Source organism: Shewanella sp. SM74 (assembly GCF_025653725.1).
GTDB lineage: Bacteria > Pseudomonadota > Gammaproteobacteria > Enterobacterales > Shewanellaceae > Shewanella > Shewanella oncorhynchi.
In genome coordinates, this window is the sequence record NZ_JAKKRZ010000013.1 from 81,521 (window position 1) to 106,263 (window position 24,743).

23 protein-coding genes and 7 tRNA genes are annotated in these 24,743 nt (G+C 46.4%); 14 read left to right on the forward strand and 16 right to left on the reverse strand.

The features are described from left to right. Positions 1–4: 4 nt before the first annotated feature. The 8 genes from rodA to leuS all read right to left on the reverse strand — a co-directional run bounded on the left by rodA (position 5) and on the right by leuS (position 8,831). Positions 5–1,111 (reverse strand): rod shape-determining protein RodA, encoded by a 1,107-nt coding sequence (rodA, locus tag L5M49_RS14505; protein ID WP_028761480.1) that lies wholly within the window; start codon positions 1,109–1,111, stop codon positions 5–7. Continuing rightward, positions 1,108–2,964 (reverse strand): penicillin-binding protein 2, encoded by a 1,857-nt coding sequence (gene mrdA, locus L5M49_RS14510; protein ID WP_131523225.1) that lies wholly within the window; start codon positions 2,962–2,964, stop codon positions 1,108–1,110. The genes rodA and mrdA overlap by 4 nt, the downstream gene beginning before the upstream one ends. Positions 2,965–3,025: 61 nt before the next feature. Then, a complete protein-coding gene (rlmH, locus tag L5M49_RS14515; protein ID WP_006082752.1) occupies positions 3,026–3,496 on the reverse strand; it encodes a 23S rRNA (pseudouridine(1915)-N(3))-methyltransferase RlmH in 471 nt (156 codons plus the stop codon). Beyond that, entirely contained in the window at positions 3,496–3,825 is a 330-nt protein-coding gene (gene rsfS, locus L5M49_RS14520) for a ribosome silencing factor (protein WP_006082751.1), read from the reverse strand. The genes rlmH and rsfS overlap by 1 nt, the downstream gene beginning before the upstream one ends. A 107-nt stretch (positions 3,826–3,932) precedes the next feature. Then, positions 3,933–4,583, reverse strand: coding sequence for a nicotinate-nucleotide adenylyltransferase (nadD, locus tag L5M49_RS14525; RefSeq protein ID WP_263266331.1), 651 nt, complete (start codon positions 4,581–4,583; stop codon positions 3,933–3,935). Positions 4,584–4,607: 24 nt separating this feature from the next. Then, entirely contained in the window at positions 4,608–5,639 is a 1,032-nt protein-coding gene (gene holA, locus L5M49_RS14530) for a DNA polymerase III subunit delta (protein WP_028761477.1), read from the reverse strand. Positions 5,640–5,656: 17 nt separating this feature from the next. After that, positions 5,657–6,151, reverse strand: a complete 495-nt coding sequence (lptE, locus tag L5M49_RS14535; protein ID WP_028761476.1) for an LPS assembly lipoprotein LptE — start codon at positions 6,149–6,151, stop codon at positions 5,657–5,659. A 100-nt stretch (positions 6,152–6,251) separates the two neighbouring features. Next, positions 6,252–8,831, reverse strand: a complete 2,580-nt coding sequence (gene leuS / locus L5M49_RS14540; protein WP_263266332.1) for a leucine--tRNA ligase — start codon at positions 8,829–8,831, stop codon at positions 6,252–6,254. 121 nt (positions 8,832–8,952) lie between these two features. Between leuS and L5M49_RS14545 the strand changes: the two genes are divergently transcribed. Continuing rightward, complete coding sequence (locus L5M49_RS14545; RefSeq protein ID WP_173497496.1) at positions 8,953–9,453, forward strand: zinc ribbon-containing protein; 501 nt, start codon at positions 8,953–8,955, stop codon at positions 9,451–9,453. Between the two features lie 101 nt (positions 9,454–9,554). Here the strand turns inward: L5M49_RS14545 and L5M49_RS14550 are convergent, their stop codons facing one another. The 7 genes from L5M49_RS14550 to miaB all read right to left on the reverse strand — a co-directional run bounded on the left by L5M49_RS14550 (position 9,555) and on the right by miaB (position 16,545). Continuing rightward, positions 9,555–10,214, reverse strand: a complete 660-nt coding sequence (locus L5M49_RS14550) for a class I SAM-dependent methyltransferase (protein WP_263266333.1) — start codon at positions 10,212–10,214, stop codon at positions 9,555–9,557. A gap of 187 nt (positions 10,215–10,401) precedes the next feature. Beyond that, a complete protein-coding gene (locus tag L5M49_RS14555; RefSeq protein WP_263266334.1) occupies positions 10,402–10,905 on the reverse strand; it encodes a type II secretion system protein in 504 nt (167 codons plus the stop codon). A 10-nt stretch (positions 10,906–10,915) separates the two neighbouring features. Further along, positions 10,916–12,490, reverse strand: coding sequence for an apolipoprotein N-acyltransferase (gene lnt, locus L5M49_RS14560; RefSeq protein ID WP_263266335.1), 1,575 nt, complete (start codon positions 12,488–12,490; stop codon positions 10,916–10,918). A gap of 6 nt (positions 12,491–12,496) precedes the next feature. Continuing rightward, positions 12,497–13,372 (reverse strand): CNNM family magnesium/cobalt transport protein CorC, encoded by an 876-nt coding sequence (gene corC / locus L5M49_RS14565; protein ID WP_006082742.1) that lies wholly within the window; start codon positions 13,370–13,372, stop codon positions 12,497–12,499. 40 nt (positions 13,373–13,412) lie between these two features. Beyond that, on the reverse strand, positions 13,413–13,874 hold the full coding sequence (gene ybeY, locus L5M49_RS14570) for an rRNA maturation RNase YbeY (RefSeq protein WP_263266336.1): 462 nt from the start codon (positions 13,872–13,874) through the stop codon (positions 13,413–13,415). Then, the gene (locus L5M49_RS14575; protein ID WP_131523233.1) at positions 13,864–14,913 is read right to left on the reverse strand and encodes a PhoH family protein; all 1,050 of its coding nucleotides are present in this window, start codon (positions 14,911–14,913) and stop codon (positions 13,864–13,866) included. The genes ybeY and L5M49_RS14575 overlap by 11 nt, the downstream gene beginning before the upstream one ends. A 207-nt stretch (positions 14,914–15,120) precedes the next feature. After that, positions 15,121–16,545 (reverse strand): tRNA (N6-isopentenyl adenosine(37)-C2)-methylthiotransferase MiaB, encoded by a 1,425-nt coding sequence (gene miaB / locus L5M49_RS14580; RefSeq protein WP_006082739.1) that lies wholly within the window; start codon positions 16,543–16,545, stop codon positions 15,121–15,123. 376 nt (positions 16,546–16,921) lie between these two features. Here miaB and L5M49_RS14585 point away from each other — a divergent pair, with 376 nt between their 5' ends. The 10 genes from L5M49_RS14585 to L5M49_RS14630 all read left to right on the forward strand — a co-directional run bounded on the left by L5M49_RS14585 (position 16,922) and on the right by L5M49_RS14630 (position 21,228). Beyond that, positions 16,922–18,184 (forward strand): FAD-dependent monooxygenase, encoded by a 1,263-nt coding sequence (locus L5M49_RS14585; protein WP_263266337.1) that lies wholly within the window; start codon positions 16,922–16,924, stop codon positions 18,182–18,184. 165 nt (positions 18,185–18,349) lie between these two features. After that, positions 18,350–18,937 carry an aminoacyl-tRNA hydrolase gene (pth, locus tag L5M49_RS14590; RefSeq protein WP_263266338.1) on the forward strand — a complete coding sequence of 196 codons (588 nt, stop codon included), beginning with the start codon at positions 18,350–18,352 and terminating at the stop codon, positions 18,935–18,937. Positions 18,938–19,085: 148 nt separating this feature from the next. Beyond that, positions 19,086–20,177, forward strand: a complete 1,092-nt coding sequence (gene ychF, locus L5M49_RS14595) for a redox-regulated ATPase YchF (protein ID WP_028761466.1) — start codon at positions 19,086–19,088, stop codon at positions 20,175–20,177. Between the two features lie 208 nt (positions 20,178–20,385). Continuing rightward, positions 20,386–20,462: transfer RNA gene (locus tag L5M49_RS14600), tRNA-Met, on the forward strand. A 94-nt stretch (positions 20,463–20,556) separates the two neighbouring features. Beyond that, positions 20,557–20,641: transfer RNA gene (locus L5M49_RS14605), tRNA-Leu, on the forward strand. A 60-nt stretch (positions 20,642–20,701) separates the two neighbouring features. After that, positions 20,702–20,776 (forward strand) — tRNA-Gln (locus L5M49_RS14610). A 24-nt stretch (positions 20,777–20,800) separates the two neighbouring features. Beyond that, positions 20,801–20,875, forward strand: a tRNA-Gln gene (locus L5M49_RS14615). A gap of 2 nt (positions 20,876–20,877) precedes the next feature. Beyond that, a tRNA-Met gene (locus L5M49_RS14620) sits at positions 20,878–20,954 on the forward strand. Positions 20,955–21,029: 75 nt separating this feature from the next. Continuing rightward, positions 21,030–21,114, forward strand: a tRNA-Leu gene (locus L5M49_RS14625). Positions 21,115–21,153: 39 nt separating this feature from the next. Beyond that, positions 21,154–21,228: transfer RNA gene (locus L5M49_RS14630), tRNA-Gln, on the forward strand. Positions 21,229–21,434: 206 nt separating this feature from the next. Here L5M49_RS14630 and L5M49_RS14635 read toward each other — a convergent pair. After that, positions 21,435–22,169: a hypothetical protein gene (locus L5M49_RS14635; protein WP_263266350.1), complete on the reverse strand. Its 735-nt coding sequence runs from the start codon at positions 22,167–22,169 to the stop codon at positions 21,435–21,437. 470 nt (positions 22,170–22,639) lie between these two features. Here L5M49_RS14635 and L5M49_RS14640 point away from each other — a divergent pair, with 470 nt between their 5' ends. Genes L5M49_RS14640 through L5M49_RS14650 form a run of 3 tightly spaced genes read left to right on the forward strand, consistent with a single transcriptional unit; the run spans position 22,640 to position 24,639 of the window. Further along, positions 22,640–23,236 (forward strand): PepSY-associated TM helix domain-containing protein, encoded by a 597-nt coding sequence (locus L5M49_RS14640; protein ID WP_212599331.1) that lies wholly within the window; start codon positions 22,640–22,642, stop codon positions 23,234–23,236. 16 nt (positions 23,237–23,252) lie between these two features. Then, positions 23,253–23,765, forward strand: coding sequence for a DUF2271 domain-containing protein (locus L5M49_RS14645; RefSeq protein ID WP_263140095.1), 513 nt, complete (start codon positions 23,253–23,255; stop codon positions 23,763–23,765). Between the two features lie 55 nt (positions 23,766–23,820). Next, complete coding sequence (locus L5M49_RS14650; protein WP_212599330.1) at positions 23,821–24,639, forward strand: DUF4198 domain-containing protein; 819 nt, start codon at positions 23,821–23,823, stop codon at positions 24,637–24,639. Positions 24,640–24,743 lie beyond the last annotated feature (104 nt).

Below are 24,743 nucleotides of genomic sequence, written 5' to 3' on the forward strand. Positions count from 1 at the left end.
AAAATTATCTATCTACGAAACGTCTATGGGTATGAATGCTCATAAGAATGCCAAACCCTGTCATCAATGTCAGCATGGAGGTTCCACCATAACTGACAAGGGGCAGTGGTACACCTACCACGGGCAGGATACCTGAAACCATGCCAATATTCACAAAAACATAAACGAAAAACGTCAGCGTGATACTGCCAGCCAGTAGACGAGCGAAACTGGTTTGTGCGCGGGAGGCGATGACTAACCCACGGCCTATGATGTAAAGGTACATAATTAACAGTAAGATACTGCCAATTAAGCCAAATTCTTCACCTATCACCGCAAAGATAAAATCGGTATGGCGCTCGGGAATAAACTCAAGCTGTGATTGAGTGCCTTCGAGCCAACCTTTGCCCCAAAGCCCACCTGAGCCGATGGCGATTTTCGACTGGATAATGTGATAACCCGCGCCGAGGGGATCTTGTTCAGGATCGAGCAGGGTTAATACCCGCGTTCTTTGGTAATCGTGCATCAAGAAATACCAAAGGATAGGCAGGAAGGCGAGTACTGCCGCGATAAAACTGCCAACAATGATCCAGCTCATGCCCGATAAAAACAGCACGAAAATCCCCGATGCGGCCACCAAAATTGAGGTGCCTAAGTCGGGTTGTTTAGCGATCAATAGGGTTGGTACGAGTAAAATCACTCCTGCGCCAGCGAGGTAACGTTTCTTGGGGGGAAGAGGGAACTTACTGATATACCAAGCCATTGTGATGGGGAAGGCGAGTTTAATAAGCTCTGAGGGTTGGAACTCCATAAAGCCTAAGTTCAACCAGCGCTGCGCGCCTTTATTGATTTCACCGAAAAAGTGTACCCCAAGCAGCAAGACAACCCCCGCAAGATAAATGGGTAATGCCCAACGTTTAAGCGCTTCAGGATTGATTTGTGCCATGGTAAACATGATGCCTAGCGACAACACCATACGGAATAGTTGTCGTTCCATCATCTCTAAATCTGCACCGCTGGCAGAATAGATGACAAACAGGCCAAAGCCCATCACAGCTAATAGTCCGAGCAATAATGGCAAGTCTATGTGCAAGCGTTGCCAGATGTTTTGATATTGGCTATGGGTACTCATGGTATGGGTTTCCAAGTATCTCTAAGCATATATTCATCGAGCATAGCTCGAGCGACTGGGCCAGCATTTGCGCCGCCCCAACCTGCGTTTTCCATCACGACGGCGAGGACGATTTTAGGATCCTCGAAGGGCGCATAGGCCACAACTAAGGCATTATCGCGGAAATGTTCGGCAATTTTACTGGCATCGTATTTAGTATTTTCCGCCACGCCGATGACCTGTGCAGTACCGGTTTTCATTGCGGCAGTGTAAGTGGCATCGGTAAAGCGTGACTTATTTGCAGTTTGGCGCATAGCTTCGTTGATGATGTTCCAGTTACGGGGATTTTTAAGTTCAATTGGCGGTAACTCATTAATCGGTGAGTCAATTTTGGCAGTATTGTCTTTAATGGATCTCAGCAGATGTGGCGGGAGACGGCGGCCTTTGTTGGCCATAATCCCAACGGCATTAGCGAGTTGTAATGGCGTTGCCGTCCAATAACCTTGGCCAATACCGACGGAAATGGTGTCGCCTATATACCAAGCTTGATTGTACTTTAAGCGTTTCCATTCCTTGGATGGCATGTTGCCAGCCGATTCTTCAAAGATATCAATCCCTGTATTTTGGCCAAAGCCAAATTGCTCCATAAAGCGGGCGATATGATCGACACCGACCTTATAGGCTAACTCATAGAAAAAGGTATCGCAGGATTCTACAATCGCGCTATAAACGTTGACCCAGCCATGCCCCCAGCGTTTCCAGTCGCGGTATTTACGTTCAACACCAGGTATTTGCCAAAAACCGGGATCCCACACTCGGGTACTCTCGCTAATGGCTTTCTCATCAAGGCCTAACAGTGCGAGGTGAGGCTTGATGGTAGACGCAGGTGCATATTGACCTTGAGTCGCACGGTTGATCAAAGGGCGGGATTTATCATTGAGTAACGCACTGTAATCTTTGCTATTAATGCCTTGTACAAACTGGTTTGGATCATAGCTTGGGCTCGATACCATAGCTAATACTCCACCGTCACGGGGATCGATGGCAACAATAGAACCGCGCAGACCTGTGAGTAGTTCCACCGCTTTTTGTTGCAGCTTGAGATCTAAGGTGAGGTAAATATCTTGCCCCGGCTCTGGCGGCACAATTTTTAAGGTGCGAATGGCGCGGCCGCGGTTGTTCACTTCTTCTTCTAAGTGTCCGGGTTTGCCATGCAGCAAAGATTCATAAAATTTTTCAATGCCTTGCTTACCAATGTCTTTGGTTGCCGCATAGTTTTTCCACAGATCGCTGCGTTCAAGTTGGGCGCGATCTCGGGTGTTAATTTTGCCTACATAGCCCAGCACATGGGTGATTTGCGCGCCGTAGGGATAGTTACGTTTAAGACCCGCTTCGACTGAAATACCCGGAAATCTGTGTTGGTTAACACTAAAAATGGCCACTTGCTCTTCGGTGAGCTGGTTTTTCAGTGTTAACGGTTTGAAACGGCGATGAAATTTCAGGGCGTCAGTAAAGGTTTCGCGCTCGTCATCGCTGATCTCAATTAACTTGCCGAGTTCATCTAAGGTCTCTGACATGTTACTGATTTTTTCAGGCACGAGATCGAGGGAATAAAAGGGTAAATTTTCAGCTAAAAGTATGCCGTTGCGATCGTAAATGAGACCACGACTAGGGGCAATTGGAACAACACGGATGCGATTATCATTTGAGCGAGTTGCATAATCTTTATAGGATTCAACCTGTAAATGATAAAGGTTGGTGACTAGTACGCAAAATAGAGCGAAAACGCAAAAAAAAGTGAAAAGCGCCCTGCGCTTAAAAAGAGACGCCTCGGCGGCGTGATCATGCATTGTTATCCGCTTTTTTGGCGACACTTATGCTATCTCCGGCTGATCCCATGACGGGTGGTTGACACTCGTTAACATCAAGATCCCGCTATTCTCTATGGTAGGGGTGATTCGTGTTCACGCTCCACGCGCGGTACAAACTTTCGGCAACCACCACCCGTACGAGTGGGTGAGGTAAGGTTAATGCCGAAAGACACCAACTTTGGTTTGCCGCTTCTTTGCAAGCTGGCGCTAATCCTTCAGGTCCACCAATCAGTAAACTGACGTCGCGACCATCGAGTTGCCATTTAGTCAGCGCGGTTGCTAGCTCGGGGGTCGTCCAGTTTTTGCCGGGGAGATCTAAGCTAACAATATGATTACCTTTGGGAATGGCCGCCAACATTTGTTCGCCTTCTTTTTGAAGTATCCGGACAATGTCGGCATTTTTCCCCCGCTTTCCAGCGGGTATTTCGATAAGCTCCAGCGCCATATCACGGGGAAAACGGCGCTGGTATTCTTCGAAACCACGGGTAACCCAATCGGGCATCCGTGTTCCTACTGCGATGAGCTGTAACTTCATCAGTCTTGCTTTTCTGACCAGAGCTTTTCAAGCTGGTAGAAATCACGGGTTTGATCTTGCATAACGTGCAGGATCACATCGCCCATGTCCACAAGAACCCATTCGCTGCTTTCGCGGCCTTCAACACCTAAAGGTGGAATACCGGCTTTTTTCGCTTCAACCACAAGGTTTTCGGCGATAGCTTTAACGTGAGTCTTTGATGTACCTGAACATATGACCATGTAGTCAGTGATGTTAGATTGCTTACTGACATCCAGAACAACAACGTCTCTGGCTTTCAAGTCGTCGATCTTGTCGACAACAAACTGTTTTAATTCCGCGCTCTGCACGCTGGCGTACCTCATTAATTTTAAATAGCGCGGTAGTATACCAGTGTTGATGCTGGGAATACATTGTCATTGGCAGTTGAGTTGGCGATATCTGCTTACGGTTCGAGCTAAGGTAAGTCAAGTCGTTGATTTTTTATGTAATCTAGCGTGACTGGCATGAGTAAATCGGCGGGCATTTCGCCTTTTGCCAGTTGTTCACGAATGAGCGTCGAGGAAATATCCTGTGGCGTAATTGTAACAGGGAAAATCTGCCCACTGTTTTTATGGACACTGCGAGTATGCCCTTCCAGTGCCCCTTGGGGCGCTTGACTGCGGGCCGTCAATATCTGCTGCATAGGATGCTCTGCATCGAGCTGCCAACCCGGGCGCTGACAGACAACGAGATGGGCAAAGTCGAACAGGCGTTGCCACTCATACCAGCTTTTTAATTGGAGGAAAGAGTCCATCCCCATGATAAAAAACAGCTCGTCTTCCGAATGTAAGGCTTTCAGTTGCTCAAGCGTGACAACTGTGTAGGAAGGCGTGTCACGTTTAGCTTCGATGTCGCACAGTGCAAATCCGTCGAGTTGCTGACAGACATCAGCTACCATTTTGAGGCGCTGTGTTGTGGTTAAGTTCGGCTGCTGTTTATGGGGCGGAATATGGTTCGGCATCAGTAGGATTTTATCCAAGGCTAATGCTTGTTTCACTTCCATCGCCGGACGGATATGACCATAGTGTATCGGGTCAAAGGTGCCGCCTAAAATACCAATACGCATATCAACTCTTTGGTTAATCAATGATTAGTCTATGGCTATATGTGCCAGGTGCCGATGGGCTCTAGGATCAAATAACAGACACAGGTGGCTCAGACCGGTCCAATCCTCTTTACCCTGCTGCTTTAAGTTGAGCTCAAGTTTCGAGGCGAGGGCGAGCATATGTTCGAGTTGTTCAAGGCTGAGTCGTTGCAGCGCCGCTTGATACAGTGGTTTACGTTTATCCCAAATTCGATGTTTACCCCAGAGTGCACTTAGCGCAACGCCTTGGGCTTGCTCGCATTTCAAATTGAATAACAAACCGAGTTCTTTAAACAAGGCCCACAGCAGGATAGGTAAGGCAGTGCCTTCGCCATTGAGCTGGGCTAGCATGTGCTGCGCGCTATCCTGTTTATTATTCAGCAATGCATCCGTGAGTTGGAATACGGTGAAGCGCGACTGATCTTCAAAATAGTGGCCCAGTTCGTCGGCACTGACGGGTTTTGCTGGGCTCAGGAGTTGCAGCAACTGCATGGCTTGATCGGCAGCCAGTAAATTCCCTTCATACAGAGAATGCAGCATAGCACGGGCATCAGGCTGCAGATTGAGCTTAAAGTGCTTGATGCGGCCATCAAGCCAGCGCATAAACTGCTCGCCCTCTGGCGTGGCGCAGGGCAGATACATGCCATGGGCATCTAAGGTCTTAAACCATTTACTGTTGGTTTGCTCTGTGGCGAGCTTTGGCCCTTCGATAATCAACAGCATATCGGGATTGGGCGTCTGCAATAGGGCTTGCAGTGTGCTTGAGCCTTCGGCACCGGGCTTAGCTTGGGGAAGGGTTAGCTCAATCAAGCGTTTACTGGAAAACAGGCTCATGGCCTGCCATTCCTGAGTCAGATCGTTCCAATTAAAGCCCGTCTCTTGAATGAGTTGGACTTTTTCATCGAATCCCTGACGCTTGGCGAATTGGCGGATCTGATCTTTGGTGGTTTCAATCAACCAAGGATCATCCCCAAAAATCAGATAACAAGGAAATAACTGGTTAAGGTGGCGGGAGAGTTGGTCTGGATAGACTCTCATTTAATGATAGCCCCGCATTAATTCACCTCAGTACTGGCCATTGCCTGCAGAATACGATCGGCAGCTTGGATACGCATTTCCTTCGTCAGCAATTCCATTTCACGACTCTTTGCCAATGCGGTACGCGGATCGTCTAAGTAGTCGCGGCGAATTTCAACCTTGAAAGGCTGCGCTTCTTTGCCCGGCAGTGCCACAGCAAATTCGACTAAATAAATTAGCTCATACTCGGCGACGTTACCTGTGGGGTACAAAGATAATGTCGAGCGTTCAAGGGAGTCGGTGATTAGCCTTAATACTGGAACGTCATCGGCGGCGTCGACAACTTGGATATTGTTCAAGCGCAGGCGTTCACGCACCAGACGGGTGAGTTCACTGTATTCATCCACGCTGCTCAAACTCAAATGATTGAGGGCATCAGGGATCTGATAACTGCGTTGAAGCTTAAAACCGCAACCAGCACTGGTCATAATGACCAGTGCCATGATTGCGAAGCATATGCGTTTGATTAGCATAGATTTCGCGGTTTCCTATTCGTGGTATACCCTGCTGACTTGAAGTTGCAGCTATGCTGCAACTTCATTGGCTTTGAGTATAGCGAGTTATTAGCAGCCGTTAATTGGCCACTATGCTGAGCAGTTTGCCCGGCACATAGATCACTTTACGTACTGTCAGGCCGTCTAGGTATTTGATCACGTGTTCATCACTCATGCCTAAGGCTTCTACTGATTCTTTATCAGCGTCGGCTGCCACTGTGATTTTTGCGCGAACTTTACCGTTAACTTGCACAACGATGAGCTTGCTGTCTTCAACTAGCGCAGCTTCATCAACGATTGGCCATTGGCTATCTTCGATGTTGCTTGCATTACCTATCTCGTTCCACAGGTTAAAGCTCACATGTGGAATGATAGGGTACAGCAAACGTACGATGGCGGATAAGGCTTCGCCGATAATGGCGTTGTCTTGGCCTGTCGTTTGTGGCGCTTTTTGCAGATGGTTCATCAGTTCCATCACGGCGGCAACCGCAGTGTTGAACATCTGACGGCGGCCGATATCGTCGGTCACTTTCGCGATCGTCTTGTGGACCTCACGGCGCAGCGCTTTTTGCTCGCTTGTTAACTTGCTGACATCTAAGGCTTCGCTATTGTCTTGGGCGATATACTCGCTTGCAAGTTTCCACAGACGTTTAATGAAGCGGTGTGCGCCTTCAACGCCAGACTCTTGCCATTCCAGAGTTAATTCTGGTGGTGAGGCGAACATCATAAATAGGCGAACCGTATCGGCGCCGTATTTTTCGACCATGACTTGAGGATCGATACCATTGTTTTTCGACTTAGACATCTTGCACATGCCGGTATAAACCAGCTCGTTGCCGTCTTTGTCGATAGCCTTAGTAATACGGCCCTTGTCGTCTTTTTCTGTAGTCGCTACATCTAAAGGCGAAACCCATACACGGGCGCCTTTTTCGTTGATGTAGTAGAAAGCATCGGCCAACACCATGCCTTGGGTCAGCAGTTGTTTGGCTGGCTCGTTAGAGTTAACCAGACCCGCATCCCGCAGCAACTTGTGGAAGAAGCGGAAATATAACAAATGCATACAAGCGTGTTCGATACCGCCAATGTATTGATCCACAGGTAGCCAGTAGTTGGCTTTAGCAGGATCTAACATTTCGTCTGCATGCGGGCTGCAATAACGGGCGTAATACCAAGACGATTCCATAAAGGTATCGAAGGTATCGGTTTCGCGCAGCGCATCTTGACCGTTGACTTGGATTTTCGCCCATTCTTTATCGGCCTTGATAGGGCTTTGAATCCCGTCCATCACGACATCTTCTGGCAGTAATACTGGCAGTTGATCAGCTGGCGTTGGGATCACAGTGCCGTCGGCTAAGGTCACCATAGGAATAGGTGCGCCCCAGTAACGCTGACGTGAAACACCCCAATCGCGTAGACGATAGTTGACTTGGCGCTTACCTTTACCTTCGGCGACTAACTTGTTAGCGATGGCATTAAAGCCCGCTTCAAAGTCTAAACCGTCAAACTCTCCCGAGTTAAACAGTACGCCTTTTTCGGTATAAGCGGCTTCGCTAATGTCCACTTCGCCATCAACAGGCTTGATCACAGCCTCAATTGCTAGACCGTATTTTTTTGCAAATTCAAAGTCACGTTGGTCGTGCCCAGGAACTGACATTACGGCACCTGTGCCATAGTTCATCAACACAAAGTTAGCTGCCCAAATCGGCACTTGCTTACCAGTGATCGGATGAATGGCGAAAAGCCCTATAGCGACACCGCGTTTTTCCATAGTCGCGAGTTCGGCTTCAGATGTTGTGCTGTTTTTGCACTCATCGATAAAGGCGGCAAGCTCAGGATTGGTTTGCGCGGCGATTTCAGCTAATGGATGACCTGCGGCAATCGCCACATAGGTCACACCCATTAAGGTATCTGGACGTGTGGTATAGATATCGAAGGTTTTATCGTGACCTGCGACGCCGAAGGTCATTTCTACACCTTCGCTGCGACCAATCCAGTTGCGCTGCATGGTCTTAACCTGTTCAGGCCAGCCATCTAAGGTATCGATATCGTTTAACAATTCTTCTGCATAGGCAGTGATCTTAATAAACCACTGTGGAATTTCTTTTTGTTCCACAGGGGTATCACAGCGCCAGCAGCAACCGTCTTGAACTTGCTCGTTCGCCAGTACGGTTTCATCGTTTGGACACCAGTTGACTGAAGCTGTCTTTTTATAGACTAGGCCCTTCTCGTACAACTTAGTGAAGAACCATTGTTCCCAGCGATAATATTCAGGGGTACAAGTGGCGATTTCACGGCTCCAATCGTAACCAAAACCCAGCAATTTCAGCTGGTTCTTCATGTATTCTATGTTTTCATAGGTCCATGGCGCAGGCGCAGTCTTGTTGTTAATCGCGGCATTTTCTGCGGGTAAACCAAAGGAGTCCCAACCAATAGGCTGGAGCACGTTTTTGCCTTGAAGACGTTGAAAGCGTGCAACTACGTCACCTATGGTATAGTTGCGTACGTGTCCCATGTGGAGTCTGCCAGAAGGGTACGGAAACATCGAAAGGCAATAAAACTTTTCTTTGTTTGCGTCTTCAGTGACTTCGAAGGTTTTGTTGTCATGCCAGTGCTTTTGCACTAAGGCTTCAATTTCTGAGGGATTATATTGCTCTTGCATCACTCTATTTCCGGCAGTGCCGCCTATTATTGGATCTAACGCCATATCAGCGCGAGTAAGATCTGCATAGAATAAACTAGAAGCGATGCATTAAAAAGGTTCGTATGAAGGAGTATTGGTTATGAATGATAGAAGTAACGCGTTACTAGGACTGTATCAAGCCTTAATTACCGAAGTGAAATCTCAATTTTCAGAAGATAACACTATGACTGTAAAGAACTTATTCAATTCTGTCACTCAAGGTAAGGAGTATTTACGTCTTAAAGAACAGGCAGGGGAAGATGAACTCGCTTTAGTCGAACAATTCTTAAAGCGTGATATTACGAGTTTTCTCCGTGAGCAGAACGCGGATAGTTTGAGTCATAGCCCAACCGTGATTACTTTAGAGAATACGCTTTGGCATTGGCTCAGTGAAATCACCGACCGCAGCCAAGTAGAATGGCATGAGTTAACGCAAGATTTTAAGCACCAAGGCTACTACAAGAGTGGTGATATTGTGAATCAGGGCATCATGGTGTGCACTAACTGTGGTAATGAAATGAGTATTGAATTTCCAAGTCCCATCCCTGACTGTCCTGAATGTGACCATGAAGAATTTACCCGCGAGCCGCTAACGCCTTAATCAAGGTGGTGATGTTATGCAGCTAAAACGACGCCTCAGCGTCGTTTTTTTTTGAGTTCTATTAGACCTAAATGGCTCATATTTGCATTAATTAGGCTGTATCAACTGTTGGTACGAGAGTAGTTGAGGATTTGACCGCCAAAGGGCGCTAATAAAAATTCAGTGTGAATGGGTTTATGTTGCGTGTGTTCGTAACCTAAGGTGACCATACGTTTACTGAATTTGGCATGATTACCACGACCGGGATCGACTAAGACTACATCACAAATTGGTTTAGCATGCTGCTCAATAAATTGTGATAAGAGATCGGCATGTTTTTGTTCGTACAAGAGATCGCTGCCGATAATGAGGTCAAATAAACCTAAATTAGTTTGTGCATCTGCCCACCCTGTTCGAACAAACGGAATCGCACGACCATGATTTAAATCGACATTCTGTTTAAGGAAATTCTCCGACTCAGGGTGATAGTCGGTTGCTGTGATGTCGGCATGTCTGTGGTTTAGCACTAGACTTGCCAGCCCTATACCGCAGCCAACTTCAAGAATGCGTTTATTATCAATTTGATAATCGGCCATATGATGGGATAGCACTTGGCTAGACGGCCAAACTATGCCAAATAATGGCCAAGTTGCGGAGGAAATACCGAGCTTTTCAGCTTCGCCATCTAGGTCTTCAAATTCTTGGTTATTTCTTAGGGTTCTGACATGAATGTCGAGATCCCCAAATTCGTGGGTTTGGTAGCGCACGCGAAGCTGTGCCATAGAGTTGCCTTGACTGTGTACCTTGGTTAAGGAACGAGGTAATGGTACCAATCATATTGGCTATGCAGACACAGTACTGCGATTGGTATAAGGCCACGTCTAATCGTTCACCTTAACGTGGAACGCGCAATCAGCCTAATGTATTCGCAGACAATTGCGGGATAACACAGGTTAACTGAGTGTCAGCCTAACAACCTTGGGTGTTGATATCATATTGCGGCGGAGTGTTGGCATCGCTGGCTTGGGTGTAGCGGAAATAGCATTGGTCATCATTCACTAAGGAATTGTTGTTAAGATCGTAGCCTATATAAGTGATATCAATGCCTTGATATTGGATGATAAATTTATCATCTGAGGTGATCCATTTTTCCACATCAGTATTATCGAGGTAACCCCATTTTAATCGTGTATCTGGAGTGCCATCACCATTGAGGTCGATATCAATAATATCATCGCGCCCAGCTACCGCTTGGCTCAGTAGGCTAGGCATTTGGGTTTTTGAGTAAGCTAGCATATTGGCTGTTTTAACGCTGGCCTGTACTTGGCTTAAGGTTTGTATCCGCGCTTCTTTACTTAAACCGATAAATCTAGGTGCGGCGATCACAGCCAAGATCCCAAGCACAATAATCACAACGACAAGTTCAATTAAGGTAAAACCTGCCACATCTTGTTTATTGACTTGGTAATGCATGGCCTAAATCCTATTGCGCTTTAAAACGTCGGGCAAGACCAAGAAGAACGATTAAACCACAGAGTATCAGTAGGGGCATTTGGCCTAATTTTGCAAACCAAGTTTGCCCTGTGACTAATGGAATGGTTGCGCTTAGCACACCTATTTCAAACTGTGGCAATGACGCTGTGATATTGCCATGCTCATCGACTATGGCTGTCACGCCATTGTTGGTTGCGCGTAATAGAGGCCGACCCAATTCAACCGCGCGCATTTGAGCGATCTCCATATGCTGTAATGGCCCATTTGAGCTACCAAACCATGCATCGTTAGAGACAGTTAATAGTATATCTGTCCCTTGATTAACGTTGTCGCGCAACTGTTCCGGAAAGGCTATTTCATAACAAATCGCGGGAGCGATTTTATGGCCTAGGGCGCTGAGGTTAGGCTGTTGATATTCGCCTCGCGTAAAGGACGACATGGGCAAATTAAAGAAAGGTGCTATCGGGCGCAGCAGCGCTTCAAAGGGGACAAACTCGCCAATTGGCAACAGATGGTGTTTCTTAAATTGATTGCTACCATCGCCCTCATAGTCTGGGCCTGCTTGTTGTTTCTGATTATGATTACCAAGCACAATCAATGAATTATAGAACTCATTGTTTTGATGGCTAATAATGCCAGTGATAATTGAGGTATGGTTTAGATTGGCGACTTTATTGGCGTTATCTAAAAAATCCTGCACCATAGATTCTGGCGCTGGAATTGCCGCTTCTGGCCAAATAATGATATCGGCATCCAGATGTTCGCGGGATAAATCCATGTATTTTAACAGTGTCGGCCACAGGGCATCGGGTTCCCATTTCATGCTTTGGGGAATATTGCCTTGCACCAGCGCCACTTTAACATTTTCACCTGTAGGATGAATGTCCCAAAGTTTAGGCGCAGCCCACACGGCCAGAATACTGAGCGGCAGTAAAAGCAGTAAACTCTTATAACGCTTAGTAAAACAAAGCGCTAATGCACCAGCGAGCATGGCCAATACAAAACTTATTCCCAGTGTGCCTATGATACTGGCAAGGGGTTTTAGCGGCCCTTGAGTTTGCGAGTAACCCGCCCATAACCAAGGGAAGCCTGTCATTACCCAGCCACGAGCCCATTCGGTCAAGGTCCATAATGCGGGGAATAAGGCGAGATTACGCCAAAGACCAAATCGAGTTTCACCATCATGGCTCAGCGTTTTAGTTAACCAAACCAGCGCTAAACCAGTTAGCGCGGGATACAAGGCTAAATACAAGGCTAACAAGGCCATTAACCCAACGGAGGCAATGAGCGGCATACCACCAAAGGTATCCATGCTCACGTGAACCCAGCTGATCCCTACGGCAAAACAGCCAAATCCAAAGCTTAACCAATAGTAAAAGCTTGCCTTAGTGCTCAGCGTTCGGCTGTGCCAGAGGGCAATCGCCATGGCAAACGGATAGATTATCCAAATGGAATAGGGCGCAAATGAAAGCGCCGTACTGGCGCCAAGAGCAAATGCCAGTACGAGTCTCAAAGCACTAGGTTGGGACTGTTGTTGGGCAAAAGCCCTGATTTTTTTTAGCACGAGTGATTATTCTACGTCTTCGCCAGTATTAGGATCGGGGAGTTTAACTCTGAGTTGGATTAAACGCCTAGTGTCAGCATTGATGACTTTAAATTCTATGCCTTCAATGATGATGCTCTCGTTACGTTCTGGCAGATGGCCAAAGGCGTGTGAGACTAAGCCACCGACGGTATCAAACTCTTCATCGCTGAATTCAGTGTTGAATTCTTCGTTGAAATCTTCGATTGGCGTCAAAGCTTTAACCATATAAACCGTGTTACCGACTTTGCGGATTTCGGTTTCTTCAGTGCTATCATGGTCGAATTCGTCTTCAATCTCGCCGACAATTTCTTCAAGAATATCTTCGATAGTCACGAGTCCCGATACACCGCCGTACTCGTCAACCACAATCGCCATATGGTAGCGTTGAGAGCGGAATTCTTTTAGCAGAACATCGACGCGTTTGCTTTCGGGCACAACCACGGCGGGACGGATCACGCGATCCAGTGAGAAGGGCTCATCACTGTTGGAGAAACCGTAAGGGATCAAATCTTTGGCAAGCAATATGCCTTCGATATGGTCTTTATCTTCGTTAACAACGGGGAAGCGCGAGTGACCTGAACCAATCACAGTCGCAAGTAACTCTTCGACCGAGTTGTCTATCTGGAGGGCGACAATTTGAGCTCTTGGGATCATGATATCCCGAACACGCATATCAGAAACGTCTAATACACCTTTTATCATCTCGCGGGTGTCTTGGGTGATCAAATCGCGCTGCTCGGCACCATCAATCACATCGACTAGATCTTCGCGATTTTGAGGTTCGCCCTGAAATAGCTGACTTACTCTATCAAACCAACCTTTCTTGTGGGCGTTCGTACTAGGGGGGATATCGTCACTCATAGTTTTCTCATTAGCTTTTGATAGGAATTATCTTAGCTAATTATTGTTCCTTATATGGGTCAGTAAAACGTAAGCTTTCAATGAGTTGAGTCTCTAATGACTCCATCTCTTCGGCTTCTTCATCGTCGATGTGATCATACCCTAGCAGATGCAAGCAACCATGTACAACCATGTGTGCCCAGTGCGCTTCTAGTGGTTTTTGTTGTTCACGGGCTTCATTTTCAACGACTGCCGCGCAAATGACAAGATCTCCGAGTAAAGGAAGTTCAATTTCTGGTGGTGCTTCAAAGGGAAATGACAGTACATTGGTCGGTTTGTCTTTACCCCGATAGGTATTGTTGAGCATTTGGCTCTCGCGGCTATCGACGATACGTATGGTTAATTCAGCTTCATCCATGCTATTGCCAATTGCGGTAGTGACCCAAAGGGCGAATTGTTCGTCCGTTGGTAGCCACTCACTGGTGCTGGCATGTTGAATATCTAAGGCTAACTCAAGACTCATGTGTTGCGGCTTCCTGCTGTTGCTTTTGGTACTGGCTTTCTTTTTTGGCTTTTAAGGTTTGCTCTTTTAACTCGAAGGCTTCATAGGCTTCAACGATACGGGCAACCACAGGATGGCGCACTACATCTTGGGAGACAAAAAAGTTAAAGCTGATTTCTTCGACTTGGCTTAACACTTCAATCGCGTGACGTAGTCCTGACTTTTGATGTTTAGGTAAGTCGGTTTGAGTGATGTCACCTGTGATCACCGCACGGGAATTGAAACCGATACGGGTAAGGAACATCTTCATCTGCTCGATTGTGGTGTTTTGGCTTTCATCGAGAATAATAAAGGCATCGTTTAAGGTACGACCGCGCATATAGGCAAGCGGCGCCACTTCTATTACATTTTTCTCGATAAGGCGTTCCACTTTTTCAAAGCCAAGCATCTCGAACAGGGCATCGTAGAGGGGGCGTAAATAAGGGTCGACCTTTTGGCTGAGATCGCCAGGTAAGAAACCGAGTTTTTCACCCGCTTCCACCGCAGGGCGAGTCAGCAGAATGCGGCGCACTTCTTGGCGCTCTAACGCATCTACTGCCGCTGCTACGGCAAGGTAGGTTTTGCCCGTTCCTGCAGGACCAATACCGAAGGTAATATCGTGACGCGTAATATTGGCCACATATAAGCTTTGATTCGGATTGCGTGGCTTAATGACACCGCGGCGGGTTTTGATATTAATACCGCTGTCGTCGTTAGTGTCTGCTTGCTCTAGGGCAATGGCCGCTTGAATAGCGATATGGACTTGCTCAGGCTCAAGATCGGGCGTGCTGCCTTTAACCGTTTGGGTCTCGATGTAGAGTTCTTTGAGTAAGTTGTTGGCGCTTAAACAATTGCGTGGCAGTCCGGTGATCTGGAAATGATTGTTCTTACGGACGATTTCGACGCCAACGCGACGTTCTATCTGCTTGATATTGTCATCGAATGGACCGCACAGTGAAGCCAAACGGCGTGTTTCTGCGGGTTCGAGATACAGATTCATGGTAGTTAATTTACTGGACAAATAGCACTCCCAATAGCGAATAAGAAAGCAAGGTACGAGGTTGGTTAACCATCGCAAGATAATTTTAGTTTACGAGCCATAGCCGATAATTGCTAACGGAAAATAACAATTGCCTCGGTAGACTTAAACAAAAGTGCGTGAAAGCAAAAGGGCGACTAAGTCGCCCTTCTTTATATAGGTATTTTTTAAGTTAAGCCGATTTAGCGCTTATGGCTTAAATTGAGTCACACCCAGTTCATCATCTTGCTTGCGCTTGGCCAGAATTTCAGCAGGGCGCAGGCTACGACGTAGATCCATTTCATCTTCGCCGCGGATAAAGACACCGCGCAGTGAGTTAGTGTAAACGTCGACAATTTCGACATCCACGAAAGTACCAATGTGTTTTGGTTGACCTTCGAAGTTCACCACTCGGTTGTTCTCAGTACGGCCGCGCAGTTCCATAGGATTTTTCACCGATGGTCCTTCAACCAGAATACGTTGCACTGTGCCCATCATGTGGCGGCTGTAGCGCATGGCTTGCTGGGTGATGCGGTCTTGCAGAATCGCCAGACGTTGTTTTTTCTCTTCCATATCGACGTTATCGGGTAAATCTGCCGCTGGCGTGCCCGGACGTGCGCTATAGATAAAGCTGAAGCTGTGGTCGAAACCTATGTCTTCAATCAACTTCATGGTATCGGCGAAGTCTTCTTTGGTTTCGCCAGGGAAGCCAATGATAAAGTCCGAGCTGATTTGAATCCCTTCACGGGCTTTACGCAGGCGGCGGATGATTGACTTATATTCAATCGCCATATGGCCGCGTTTCATCGCCGTGAGAATACGGTCAGAACCCGATTGCACTGGTAAGTGCAAGAAGCTTACAAGTTCAGGGGTATCTTCGTAAACGTCGATGATATCTTGTGTAAATTCAATCGGGTGACTGGTCGTGAAGCGGATACGGTCGATACCGTCGATGGCTGCCACGAAGCGCAGTAATTCCGCAAAAGTACAAATTGCGCCATCGTGAGTTGCGCCGCGATAGGCATTCACGTTTTGGCCGAGCAAGTTTACTTCGCGCACACCTTGCTCTGCCAATTGGGCGATTTCAAGGATAATATCGTCCGATGGACGGCTGACTTCTTCGCCGCGAGTATAAGGTACAACACAGAACGAGCAGTATTTGCTGCAACCTTCCATGATAGACACAAACGCGGTTGGGCCTTCGGCGCGTGGCTCTGGCAGACGGTCGAATTTTTCGATTTCAGGGAAGCTGATATCGATAACCGCTTTATCACCACGGCGCACTTGCTCGATCATCTCGGGCAGACGGTGCAAGGTTTGTGGTCCGAAAATAATGTCGACACATTGGGCTCTGTCTTTAATGGCTTTGCCTTCTTGTGAGGCAACACAGCCGCCCACGCCAATAATCAAATTGGGATTTTTATCTTTAAGCGTCTTCCAGCGTCCTAGCTGATGGAACACTTTTTCTTGCGCTTTTTCGCGGATAGAACAAGTGTTGAGCAGGAGAATGTCTGCCTCAGACGCTTCTTCAGTCAAGGTATAACCTTGGTATTCGCCTAACAGATCAGCCATCTTGGATGAGTCATACTCATTCATTTGACAGCCCCAAGTCTTGATATGGAGTTTCTTACTCATCAGTTGTGTCGCCCTAAGATGACCAATAAAAATAGCGCGACATTTTACCTGCTGTTACGGCTGCTGACCAGCTTTGTCCACACTTTTAGCTGTTGGCTTTTGCCAAGTACGATACCCTCACAAATGGTAGGTTTTATTGTTCGGCTGCATTTGGGCAAGATTAATATTGTTAACAGGCTGAGCTTTCGTTATTTCCAGCAAACTATTCGGGCTTGAATGCCTATGTCTTCACGGATTTCGAATCGAAATGCGCTCAACATTTCCGTGGTATCTTGATATAAGGCATAATCGAGCGGGTTTGTGAAAAGTCGCTTGGGCAGAAATACAGAAGGGCTTAAAGGTGGTAACTAAGGTCGTAACTAAGGTGGTAAGTAGGATGAGCCAGATTGAAGAGACACATGCACAGATGATATCCGACACCACAGATTCTAACGTGACTCATTCTGACGTTACTCATGCTGAAGGCACTGAGTTCGATGTCATTCTTGTCGGCGGCGGCATGGTTGGTGCGGCGACGGCAATTGGATTAGCCCAACAGGGTTTGCAAGTGGCGGTGATTGAATCCTTTGCGCCAGAGGCTTATCAAGCCGAACAGCCATTAGATGTGCGAGTCTCGGCCATCAGTGTTGCTTCTGAAACGCTGCTTGAACGTCTTGGCGCCTTGGACTCATTGCTTAAGATGCGTAATGTGCCTTATTTGGGCTTAGAAACTTGGGAGCTCGATGGCTGTATCACCCAATTCCACTGTTCGCAAATTGGTGCCAGCCATTTAGGCCATATAGTCGAAAACCGTTTAATCCAACTAGCCCTGTGGCAACAGATGACACAATTGGCTGGCATTACTTTATATTGTCCCGATAAAGTGGTGGCATTTGCACGCGATAGCGACAGTGTGAGCGTGCACTTACAGTCAAATAGTAAACTGACCGCTAAGTTGTTGGTTGGCGCCGATGGTGCTCACTCGCAGGTACGTCAATGGGCGGGAATTGGCATTTCGGGTTGGGATTACGCTCAATCGGCCATGTTGATCAATATCAACACCGCACAGGGCCAGCAAGATGTCACTTGGCAGCAGTTTACGCCCAAAGGGCCACGTTCCTTATTACCTTTACCTGGCAATAACGCTTCGCTGGTGTGGTACGACGATGCCAATCGAATTAAGCAGTTAATGCAGCTTAATAATAAACAGCTTGCAGATCAGATAAGAGTGCATTTCCCTGCGCGCTTAGATGCCGATTTCACCGTTGAGAATAAAGGCAGTTTTGGCCTCACTCGTCGCCATGCCCAGCGCTACTATAGTCATAATGTGGTGATTTTAGGCGATGCCGCTCACACCATTAATCCCCTCGCAGGCCAAGGGGTGAATCTTGGGTTTAAGGATGTCGAAGCATTTTTGGCGGTAATAAAGGAGGCATTAACTCAAAATAACCTCTGGTGGTCGAATGAAGTGCTTGCCCAATATCAGCGCAAGCGTTATCGCGATAATCAATTGATGATGACGGCGATGGATTTGTTTTACGCCGGTTTTAGCAACGATATTCTGCCGCTAAAGCTGCTGCGTAATGGCGCGTTAAAGTTGGCAAACATCAATTCTCCGCTCAAAAAGACTGTCCTTAAATATGCTATGGGGCTTAATTAACGCTTTGTTGTTCTGTGTTCTGACCTTGTGTTCTGCTCCTGTGCGATGACGTGGCATTTGTTGACTTGGGGTTTGAGTGCTAAAATGCCGCGTTTTTAGCTGGTATGGTCAGTTCAGTCGGCACTTTGCGCGGCTGTCATCGACGAAATAACGATATTGAGTGTCATGAGCGAAATAAAATTAATAGTTGGTCTGGCTAATCCAGGTGCTGAATATGCACACACTCGCCATAATGCGGGGGCTTGGTACGTTCTTGAGTTAGCGAGAATTTGCAGCGTGACTTTAGTGGCTGACAGTAAGTACTTTGGCTTGACCGCCAGAGCAGTATTGCACGGTAAAGATGTCCGCTTATTGATCCCGACGACTTATATGAATTTAAGCGGTAAAGCGGTTGGCGCTTTGGCGAATTTTTTTCGTATCACGCCGGAAGAGATTCTGGTTGCTCACGATGAACTCGATCTGCCGCCCGGTGTGGCTAAGTTTAAGCTCGGTGGCGGTCATGGCGGCCACAATGGTCTGAAAGATATTATTGCTAAACTGGCTAACGATAAAAACTTCTACCGTTTACGCTTAGGTATCGGTCATCCCGGTGATAAAAATCAAGTGAGTGGTTACGTACTGGGAAAAGCACCTGCTAAAGAGCAAGAGCTTATCGAGGCGGCGATAGATGAAGCCGTGCGTTCTACCGAAATTTTGTTTAAACAAGACATGGTGAAAGCCATGAACAGATTACACTCCTTTAAAGCGGAGTAGGTTTTGCCTTTGGCGAGACTTAAGTGTTAAGTGATTCAAGTGATTCAAGTGATTTAATTATTCAGTAATGTGCTGCCATAGGGCAGGACGACTAAACCTCGCTGATGAGTGTGACTTGTCAGCCAATAATCGAGAGAAAGGTAAGCATATGGGTTTTAAATGCGGCATTGTTGGTCTTCCTAACGTAGGTAAATCAACGCTTTTTAATGCGTTAACTAAGGCTGGCATCGAAGCGGCTAACTTCCCGTTTTGTACCATTGAACCTAACACTGGTGTTGTACCTGTGCCGGATCCACGTCTGGATGCGTTAGCTGCGATTGTGAATCCACAACGTGTGTTGCCTACCACCATGGAATTCGTGGATATTGCGGGTCTTGTGGCTGGCGCATCTAAAGGCGAAGGCTTAGGTAACAAGTTCCTCGCTAACATCCGTGAAACCGACGCTATTGGTCATGTAGTACGTTGTTTTGATGATGACAACATTGTTCACGTTGCTAACAAGGTTGACCCTGCTGGCGATATCGAAGTCATCAACACTGAATTAGCCTTAGCTGACTTAGACAGTTTAGAGCGTGCGGTTCAGCGTCAGCAGAAACGTGCTAAAGGTGGCGATAAAGATGCTAAGTTTGAAGTGGAAGTATTAGAAAAAATGCGCCCCATTTTAGACGAAGCTAAAATGTTGCGTTCAATGGATTTATCGAAAGAAGAGCTGGAAGCGGTGGCTTACCTGAACTTCTTAACCTTAAAACCGACCATGTATATTGCTAACGTTGCGGAAGATGGTTTTGAAAATAACCCGCACTTAGATGCCGTTCGCGCCATTGCTGCCACTGAAAACGCTATCGTTGTTGCCGTATGTGCGGCGATTGAATCTGAACTGGCCGAGATGGAAATCGAGGAGCGCGATGAGTTTATGGCGGATCTGGGTATCGAAGAACCAGGTTTAGATCGTGTGATCCGCGCAGGTTATGAATTACTGAATCTGCAAACCTATTTCACCGCAGGCGTGAAAGAAGTGCGTGCTTGGACTGTGCCAGTGGGTGCGAGTGCTCCGCAAGCGGCGGGTGTTATCCATACCGATTTCGAACGTGGTTTTATCCGTGCCCAAGTGATGGCATTTGATGACTTTATTGCCCACAAAGGTGAAGCTGGCGCGAAAGAAGCCGGTAAGTTACGCGTGGAAGGTAAAACCTATATCGTTAAAGATGGCGATGTGATGCATTTCCTGTTTAACGTATAACAAAGCTTATTCACGCTGTAAGTCTCGATAAATTAAGCTAAGTATGAGCAACAAGGTGTTATTTAGCACATCTGTTGCTCAGTTTGGTGAAGTAATAGCCGAACAGCTTAACCTAAGGGAAATAGCGAAAAAAAGCTGTTGACCTAGATACCTCGAATAAGCATAATACGCCCCGTTCCTCGCTGAGAGGGGCGCGTAATATCGATGTGGCAATGTAGCTCAGCTGGTTAGAGCACAGCACTCATAATGCTGGGGTCGCAGGTTCAAGTCCCGCCATTGCTACCATTTTATTTAAGATAAATTTCTTATATAAAATGAATCACGATTTTACTCTAGCATTGATTGCTAGCATCTTTTCACGATGTAAACATGAAGCTGTGCGGGAATGGTGAAATTGGTAGACACGCCAGATTTAGGTTCTGGTGCCGCAAGGTGTGAGAGTTCAAGTCTCTCTTCCCGTACCATTTTTTAGATATATGAATTTAGAAACATCGGCAATAGCGGATGTTTGAAACAGAGTTAGTTGGGGTATCGCCAAGTGGTAAGGCACCGGGTTTTGATCTCGGCATTCCAAGGTTCGAATCCTTGTACCCCAGCCATTTTTTCTCAGTTTCCAAGTTGATTGGGGTATCGCCAAGTGGTAAGGCACCGGGTTTTGATCTCGGCATTCCAAGGTTCGAATCCTTGTACCCCAGCCATTGGCAATGTAGCTCAGCTGGTTAGAGCACAGCACTCATAATGCTGGGGTCGCAGGTTCAAGTCCCGCCATTGCTACCATATTTAACTCTGTTAAAGTGATTTATCAGAGAAAAATCCAAAAATGTTGAATAGGCAATTTTGGTACATTTTGATGCGGGAATGGTGAAATTGGTAGACACGCCAGATTTAGGTTCTGGTGCCGCGAGGTGTGAGAGTTCAAGTCTCTCTTCCCGTACCATCAAAATGCAATCTTCTATAGAAGATTAAACAAGTTTATTGGGGTATCGCCAAGTGGTAAGGCACCGGGTTTTGATCTCGGCATCCCAAGGTTCGAATCCTTGTACCCCAGCCAAAAAGTTAAAAAGCCTGTCTTCGGACAGGCTTTTTGCTTTCTGACTTTTAACTATTTTCAGCTTAGCGTTATTTTGCTTTCAGTTTCCCTTCAATTAGCCCGTCCAGCCTTTCCCTTGTCTCTATAATTCCCGTTGGTTGTGGCAATTCAGCTATTTTCAAAGTTAATCCACAGTGCCATTTGAGCTGGCACTGTGGTGATCCGTTTTATTGCTTTTTGACTTCAGGAGCAACGGGTGGCGATTTTATTTCTGCTGGAGCCGCTGGAGCCGCTGGAGCCGCTGGAGCTGCGACTTTTGCAGCTGCTTCAGTGATATTGATTGGCATTGCAGCATTCTTAATGACGGCATTCTCTGTGACCGCACTATCAATAACGGCACCTTGAGCCGCTTTAACATCACCTGTTGCAACGGCTTTGACTGCATCAGGTATTGCTAACTGTTGCTGTACTTGATTTGCCCCCGCTTCTAAGGCTTTTTGTTGTAACTTCTGTGGATCGGTATAGTCGGCTAATTCCTTCGGCCAACTTGGGACCCGTTTTTCTGCCTGATTACTGAATTGTTCAGAAATCACTAAGGGTGCACCGCCTTTCATCAGCATGACTGCCATTTGGTTGGTGTCTGAGTTCCAAACAAGACCCGCTTTTTCGGCCATTTCGGGGACCGGGGTGTAAGTTGACACTAAGTAGATGAGTGGACCTTCCTGTTGGATCTTGTCGGCCGTTTTGAGCAGGGACAGGGTGGTATCGTAATTTTTACCCAGCAATTCCTGCATACGGTTTTTGATGAGCGGTTGTTCGAATAATCCGACATCGTTCGGATCTAAACCGACAAGGGGTTTAAGCAGGGCCCACATGAGCTGGCCTTGAGGTGACATTAATAATAGTGGTGCAACACAGGCGTTGAGCATTAATGCGAGCCACACAATATGCAGGCAGCGCATTTTTTTGAGCAGAGATGTACTCAAGATGATATTTCCTTGGAAGTACCAGCAAGTCGCCGGCGGCGGATTGTAGCTGATTGGCATAAGGTAAACGAGAGGGTGGCAAAGTAAATTTTAAGGAAAAAAGTTAGCCCAAATGTTGAATTTTATCCTTATGAATTTTATAGGTATTTACAGGTGATACAATAGATTATTTGCTGCTAATTTAATCGAAGGTAATGGTTTTTGAGTGCTAAAAACAGATTTACCCCTAAGTGCTTTATTTTTAGCACTTATTTTTCTTCTTACTTTTTAACTTCTTTTTCAGTATTGAATATGTAAAGTTTGTAAACTTTGTTCTGTTTGATAATAGATCTCATTTAATCTCGGCGCATTAAATTAGTTTAATGCAGCTCATTTCTATCTTTAGCTGCATAGGGAAAGCAGACTCTGGAGGTATTTCTCTTTGGTTTGTTTTTGAGAGTGCATCATTGAAATTAAGAGTCAGTAAGTCATCTTTGTCCTTTGCCCGCATTATTCATGTTTATGTGTCTATGGCTTTATTGTTGCTGATGCTGTTTTTTGCGGTGACAGGTATAACGTTAAATCATCCTAATTGGTTTTCTCAAGCTGATCAGGAACCTAAGCGGGAACAAGTGCCAATCCCAGCCTATTTGTTACCCGTTAATGCCCAAGACTCACAATGGCGTCTGGCTGCGGGTCATTGGTTGAAAAGTGAATGGGCTATGGATATGGCGAGTGCCGATATCGATGAAGATGAAATTAGTTTAGTCAGCAAAGGACCTGGTACTTATCGGAGTCTGACATTGGACTTACTCGACGGGCAAGCCTATGTCGAAACCTTAGATTACGGTGTCGTTGCCGTAGTGAATGATTTGCATAAGGGCCGTAACACAGGCACAGCTTGGGCTTGGATACTCGATCTCAGCGCTGTGCTTATCATTTTATTTTCGCTCACTGGGGCTTATTTGTTGCTGCCTCAAACCAAGCGCCTCAAAAAGTCATTGTTATACATGGTACTCGTCAGCAGTAGTTGCGGGCTTGTGTATGTTTATTTTGTTCCATAAGGAGTGTAGGCCGAGTATGCGTCATCTTATTCGCACCATTGCGGTGAGTGCTTTGTTTGTCAGTTCTGTGGCGTTTGCGACGCCTAAAATGACAGTCGATTTAACCTTGCCTGAAATTACCGAAGGGCAATATCACAGACCTTATGTGGCCGTATGGGTTGAGGATGCCAAGGGGCAAACGGTTAAAACCTTAAGCCTTTGGGTATGGGATGAAGGCCATAAATGGTTGAAAGATATCCGTCGTTGGTGGCGTAAAGCCGGACGCGAAGATATGAGTTTTGTTGACGGAATAGCATCTGCGACACGTCCCGCGGGTCATTACAAAATCGATTGGGATTTAAGAGATGAGGCGGGAAAAGTGCTTGAACCTGCCACTTACACTGTATTTATTGAAGTGGTGCGTGAACACGGTGGTCGCGATCTTGTACGACAAAATATCGATTTAGCTGCAGGAGATTTCTCTGTGCAGTTGCCCGCCACGACAGAAACTGGCGTTATCGACATACGCTTAAGCGGCATGGCTCGTTGAGTCAATCCATTAAATATTTAGCCCGTATATTAATCGTTAAACTTAAGGAAAAGGCATGAAATTACGTCTTATTACATTACTTGGCACACTTTGTATTAGCCCATTGGCAAGTAGCCACGACAGATGGATTTTACCTAGCCACTTCAACGTTTCGGCTGAAAGTGAAGAAATTGTGTGGATTACCTCAGATGTGTCTGCCAGCAATCAAGTGTTTATGATGGATAAACCTTTTAGTGCCAGTGATGTGCGTGTGTTACAGCCAAATGGAAAACCAACGTCTCCAAGCTCAAGTTACACGGGCGGACGTAAGTCGGTGTTTGATGTGCAACTGATGCAAGATGGCACTTATAAGTTTGAAAAAGAAGTTTCACCTCGTTATTTTTCTCAATATAAAGTTAAAGGAAAAGAAGGGGTTGTACGCAGCCGTATGGATAAAAAAGCCACAACTGCTGCTATGCCAAAGGGAGCCTATGAACTTGAAAGTTCTTTAAATGTGTCGCGGGTTGAAACCTATGTCACACGTAATAAGCCAACTGAGGAAGTGTTAAAGCCTAAGGGGGAATATTTAGAACTAGTGCCTGTGACTCATCCTGCAGATATTGTTGAGAACGAAGCTGCTACCCTGCAATTTGTTTTTGATGGTAAGCCCGTTGAAGGCGTTAAAGTCGCCATTATGAAAGACGGTAGCTTATATCGTAACAAACCAGAGGAAATCGAATTTACCTCAGATAAAGACGGTAAAGTTTCAATGATCTTACCTTCAGCAGGACGTTATCTCTTACATGCGGCAATTGAGCGCCCTAATGCAGATAAATCCCTTGCTGATAAAACGGTTAGTGAAATCTTTTTGACCTTTGAGGCTGGGCTTGAATAAATGAGTTAACCTCTATTTGAGGTTTTTGCTTTGAGTCTTAATGCCCACGGTCTAAATGGCGAGTGGGCATTTTTGTATTCATTTCGTACTAAAACGTGTGCGAA